The organism is Phenylobacterium sp. (assembly GCF_046590535.1).
Classification (GTDB): domain Bacteria; phylum Pseudomonadota; class Alphaproteobacteria; order Caulobacterales; family Caulobacteraceae; genus Phenylobacterium.
The window spans coordinates 1-4,050 of the sequence record NZ_JBKJTG010000178.1 but is presented as its reverse complement, the minus strand read 5'-3'; the positions used below and the strand labels follow the sequence as shown (position 1 = coordinate 4,050).

Annotated in this window: 2 protein-coding genes; one reads left to right on the top strand and one right to left on the bottom strand. The window is 70.6% G+C overall.

What is annotated here, in order from left to right:
- The coding region (locus tag ACLL81_RS10605; RefSeq protein ID WP_411288312.1) for a hypothetical protein at positions 1-1,429 on the top strand (1,429 nt) is incomplete at its 5' end.
- Here the strand turns inward: ACLL81_RS10605 and ACLL81_RS10600 are convergent.
- The coding region (locus tag ACLL81_RS10600; RefSeq protein WP_411288311.1) for a TonB-dependent receptor domain-containing protein at positions 1,424-4,050 on the bottom strand (2,627 nt) is incomplete at its 5' end. The genes ACLL81_RS10605 and ACLL81_RS10600 overlap by 6 nt on opposite strands.

The following is a 4,050-nucleotide window of genomic DNA, read 5'->3' as shown; positions in this document are numbered from 1 at the left end:
CTGGGGGCCCTGGACCACGGCGGGCGACCAGAACGGACGCGTCGAGGTGATCCGCTTCGAGGCGCGGCAGGCCGACCCCGAGGTCCAGCGCCTCGCGGCGGCGGGTGGAGACGCCGTCATGGCGGCGCTGACGCGCGCCGGGATCGACACGGTTTCGACGCTGGGCGCCCCAGGCGACGGACGCAGCCGGTCCGACGCGGAGCTGCGCGTCACCGGCTCCGTGTCACGCGATGACGATGGCCTGGCGATCAACACCCAGATCATCGAGCGGGAGAGCGGCGTCGTGCTGCTTTCCAACCGCTTCGTGCGGCAGGGCGCGCCGGTCGGCCTGATCGAGCAGGCGGCCCTCGGCATCGCTTCGCCGCTGAGCTGTCTGCTGGAGGACCGCAAGCGCGCCGGCCGGCGCCTGGATTCGCAGGTCTTGTCCCTCTACCTCAACACCTGCGACGCCGTCTCCCGCGAGGGCAACGCCCAGCGGATGCTTGAATCCGCCCGACGCCTGATCGCCGCCGCGCCGGACCTGGCGGTCGTCCATGCCGTGTTCGCGATCGCCCAGGGCAACGCAGCGCGCAACCTGCGTGGCGAGGGTCCCGAGGCGGAAGCGCTCCGACGCGGAGCCCGGGCCTCGGCGGATCGGGCGATCCGGATGGACGCGAAGAACTCCAAGGCCTATATCGCCATGGCCCAGAGCTATCCGGCCGGTGGCTACTGGCTCGAACGCGAGCGCAACCTCCAGAAGGCGCGCGAGGCCGACCCCAACCTTGGTCCGGGTCGGATGAGCTACATTGAGGTGCTGCGCGAGGTCGGCCGGCTGCGAGACGCCATGGCGATCGCCGACCAACTCCTGACCTCGACTGACGCGCGGACCAGCACCTTCTCGCTCATCCCAGCGGCCTTCCTAAGCGCCCAGACCGGGGACATGGGCAACGCGCGCAGTCACCTGGACCAACTTGACCGTCTGAATCCCGAGTTGGCGCGAGGCGTGAGGTGGACGGTGCTGCAGGCCTGGGAAGAGCCGGCCGCGGCGGTCGCGCAGCTCGACGAAATGGGCCCTCGCGGCATCAGCCCAACCGCCTTCGTCTGCACGCGACGCTACCTGCAGGAGCTGCCGGGGCGGATCGCAGCGCGGGCGCGCGGGCTGCCGGCGGGTTGCGAGCGCATTCCGCCCGACCGGCGCATCCGAATGCTGGCGCGGCAGGGCGACCTGGACGGAGCCTACGCCGAGTTCGCCAAGCTCAGCGTGGCGGAGCGCAGCTTCCCAGGCTTCATCTTCTACCCGGAAATGAAGGCGTTCCGGTCGGACCCGCGGTTCATTGCCCTGGTGCGCGAGCTCGGCCTCGTGGACTATTGGTCGAAGTCGGGTCACTGGCCGGACTTCTGCGCCGAGCCGGGCCTGCCCTACGACTGCCGCGCGCTGGCGCGGTCATAGACGCAGGGTGAGCCCCAGCCAGAAGCGCCGTCCGATCACATCGTAGGTGGAAGGTTCGGTGTTGGCGTCGACGGCGGGCGTGTACAGTTCCGGCTGGCGGTCGAAGAGGTTGAGGACGCCGCCGCGCACCTCGACGCCGCGCCCGATGTCCCAGCCGCCGGAAAGGTCCCAATAGGTGGCTGCCCCAACTCCCCTGGCCAGATCGCCGGGGTTCTCGCGGCGCAGGCGGTGCTCCATGGGTCCGATGTAGCCGCCACTCACGCCCAGCCGGATCGGCCCCGAAGTCCACTCAAGGTCGAGGATCGCCTTCCACCGCGGCAGGCTCTGGTAGCCGAAGCCCGATCCGGAGATCGTGCCGGCGTAGTCGATCCGAGGCCGGGCGGCCGAGCCCTGCTCGTCGAAGCGCAGCAGCCGGCTCGCCGAAAGCTGCGTGTCGAGCGTACCGGCCCACCCGCGGCCCGAAACCCCGGCGAGGTCCGTGCGGAAGGAGACGGACGCGTCGATCCCGCGGGTGCGCAAGAAGGCCTGGTTGGTCCTGGGGCTGGGGATGGCTCCGACGGAGAAGTCCACCGAGCTGCGCGTCAGCGCTCCGCAGGCCGGGGAGGCCGCATCGTAGGTCGAGTTGCCGCCGCCAAGATTATAGCAGTCGTTTAGCATCAGCTGCGGGTCGCGATAGTCGATGGCGCCCTGGATCTCGATCTCGTAGCCGTCGAGGGTGGCGCGCAGGTCGCCGATCCAGGCGCTGTCCCAGCCCGGACGCCAGCCGGCGCCCAGGGTGAAGCTGGTGGCGACCTCCGGATCGAGTTCGGGATTGCCCGACTGGACCACGCTGACAACGGGCGCAAACTGCTGAAGCCCGTCGGCGAAGCCGGCGGCGAAGCCCAGCGCCGCCGCCTGCCGGCGGCAGAGCGCGAGCACCTGGTCGGTGCGGGCCGAATTGCCGCTCGCGCAGGGGTCGGAGCCCCCGGCAGATCCACCTACGGCCGGCTCGAACCGCTCGAAGATATCGGGCGCGCGAACCGCCCGCTGGTAGGATCCGCGTATCCGCAGGGCGTCCACCACCGTCCAGCCGAAGTCGGCCTTGTAGCTGTCCGCCCCGCCGGTCGTGCGCTCCTGGGTGCGCCGGTAGCCCAGTGTGACGTCCAGGGCGCGCGCCCACGGCCGGTCCGCCAGCAGCGGCAGCACCGCCTCGCCGAAAAGCTCTTGGAACCGCACCGAGCCGGCCACGGCCGAGAGCGGCACGAACCCCGCCACGTCGCCCGGCGTGAGGCCGACGGGGGGCGCGAACCGGTAGCGCACCTTGCGGAACTCGGCGCCCGCCACGGCCTGCACCGGTCCGGCCGGCAGCCGCGCCACAGGACCGGTCAGGGTAGCCACGGCATTATCCTGCTCCACCCGCGTGGCGAAGCGGGCGCGCACCTGCAGGAAGTCGCGACAGGCTTCGTTGATCTGGGCGCCGAAGGGATTGAACCCTCCGTCGCAGAGGTCCCTGCCGCCGGTGGGAGAATCCAGCAACTGTTCCAGGCGGCGAACCGACAGCAGGCCTTGCTGGATCTCGGTGCGCTCGTAGCGGCCGAAGCTGGCGTAGGTGTCGAGCCGCCAGTCGCCCGTCAGCTCGGCCCTGGCGCCGGCAAGCAGGTTCAGCGTGTCGGCACGGGTGTCGGACTGCCGCGGCCCGAGCGCCACCGTGCGGAACCGGTAGAGGAATTCTTCACCGGCCCCGGCGCCCGCCAGGGCCGGCGTGTTGCCCCTCCGCGAGGCCAGGAGGCTCGACAGGTCCGCAGGGATGAACGGATTGGTCACAGGAATGGTGAAGCCAAAGACATTCAGCCCTGGGTACAGCGGGTTGGCCGCGGTCGGCGCCGGTGTGGGCGCAAGCGCCGTCGCGGCGGTGTAGCGGGCGCCGAGCGCACGGCCGTAAACCTTGATCCGGTCGGTGACGCCCAGGTCGGCGAACAGCGCAGCCGAGCGCCGCTCCAGCGGCAGGATCAGCTTGTTGAACGGCTCGAAGTTGTACGAGTAGACATCCGGGAAGAAGACCGTCGCCACGTCGTCGGGCGACCCGCGGTAGTTGCGCGCGTCTAGGGCCGGATTGCCCGGCAAACCAGTGCCGATCAGCGTGCCGTCGGTATTGAAGCCGAAGCCCGCGAAGCCGCCACGGACCAGGACGGCGCCCGGCGGTGCCCCGTAGCGAGCAAACACCGCGTCAACCGCCGCCTGGGTGGGGGCATTAGCCCCGGTCTGGTAAGCTCCTCCGGGCAGGAAGCTGGAGATCACGCCCGCCTGGGCCGAGAAGGACCGCTGGCCCTTGCCGACCTCCTCGCGCCTGGACCAGCCGAGCGCCCCGGTGACCTTCAGCCGCCCGAACCGGTCACCGGCCACCAGGCCAAGGTCGTGCTCGCGTCCGTCGCCCCTCTCGCTGACCAGCGTGCGGCCCTGCGCCTCAACGCCCTCGAAGTCCTCACGCAGGATGATGTTGACGACGCCGGCCGCAGCGTCCGCGCCATAAACCGCCGACGCCCCTCCCGTGATGATCTCCACGCGCTCGATCAGGCCGTTGGGGATGGTATTCAGGTCGACGGAATTGCTGGCGTTGGCTCCCACGACGCGGCGGCCATCCA